Here is a 1,198-nt window from a genome sequence, read left to right as displayed (position 1 = left end):
TATTTTCAACCGACTCTGCATTTATATTATGCAGCTTAAATGCCGATTAGCTTAATACATTTGAATTAGAAAAGGTACAGTCAGGGTTGAAATTGGTGAAATGGTTGAAAGATCGTTAACTTGATCATGAAATTATAGCCAGCCGCCAATAAGTAAGAATGCCGCCCAGTGGGAAGGGTGTTGATATTGAGGGTTTGATATCAGTTGCAATTGTGCAAGACGTAGTGCCTCGACTTTAGTCAAACCATCTTTCAATCGTTGATAAAATTCTTTCATCAGTAAAGCGCTGGAATCAGCATCTACTTGCCAGAGAGTGGCTATCGTACTTCTGGCTCCGGCTTGTACTGCTACTCCAGCCATTCCTAGAGCTGATCTCTTATTACCTTTGGCAGTTTGGCAAGCACTCAAAACTAATAACTCAATTCCTTCTTGGGTAGACTGAGTTTTTTCTTTGAGTAAATCATTAAATTCGGAAACAGTAATTGGTTTATCCCAAGCAAAAATCATTGTTCGCTCAGGAACAGAACTAAATTGAGCGTGAGTAGTTAGGTGAATTATTGAAAAATCATCTGTACTCAATTCTTTATCTAGCATTGGGCTAACAAAATCTTCGTTTAAAAATACTTTTGAAGAAGTAATTCCTTTTTTTATATTTGCTATTTCTACTTCCACCCCTGGCAATACTTTGAGTCCTTTAGGAGCATTGGGAGCGTAAAAACTAGGGCTGATCTTGCTGAGTCCAGCAATGAAAGCTTTTAACTGCTTCTCTTTTAAAAGTTTAGGTGGTTGCATTCGAGAACCCAGAGTACCTGTAATGCCGTAGCGCTCGATCAGATAATTTTTTCCATCATGAAACAAGCCCATCGGTAAACTTTGCAAAGATGCATCTAAAGTAAATACTAGTGTTCCTGATGTCGGTAAATATTTGATAGGTGCAATCAATAGATTATAAAGTGCTTGTGAATGCTCCAGAATCACATCTGCACCAACATAAGCAAGATTCTTGTCTTGTAAAGTATCTACAAGATTATTAATATGTCCTCTAATTAGCTGAGATTCAATAGAGTGGTGATGAAGAGGCTGTTTAGGAGATTGAGAGATTACTTCTACACTATCAACTAAATCGATTATATGAATAATTGTTGGGCTAGTAAGCTAATCGGCATTTAAATTGCAACATAGTCACTATTGCCTTTGT

Annotated in this window: 1 protein-coding gene; it reads right to left on the bottom strand. The window is 37.2% G+C overall.

The window, feature by feature from the left end:
- Nucleotides 1–132: 132 nt before the first annotated feature.
- Nucleotides 133–978 carry a CHAT domain-containing protein gene (locus VB740_RS18180; RefSeq protein ID WP_323201355.1) on the bottom strand — a complete coding sequence of 282 codons (846 nt, stop codon included), beginning with the start codon at nt 976–978 and terminating at the stop codon, nt 133–135.
- Nucleotides 979–1,198 lie beyond the last annotated feature (220 nt).

The sequence above is a fragment of the Nostoc sp. UHCC 0251 genome, from assembly GCF_034932245.1.
Taxonomy (GTDB): Bacteria; Cyanobacteriota; Cyanobacteriia; order Cyanobacteriales; family Nostocaceae; genus Nostoc.
The sequence above is the reverse complement of the archived record's forward strand: the minus strand, read 5'-3'. Positions and strand labels throughout refer to the sequence as shown.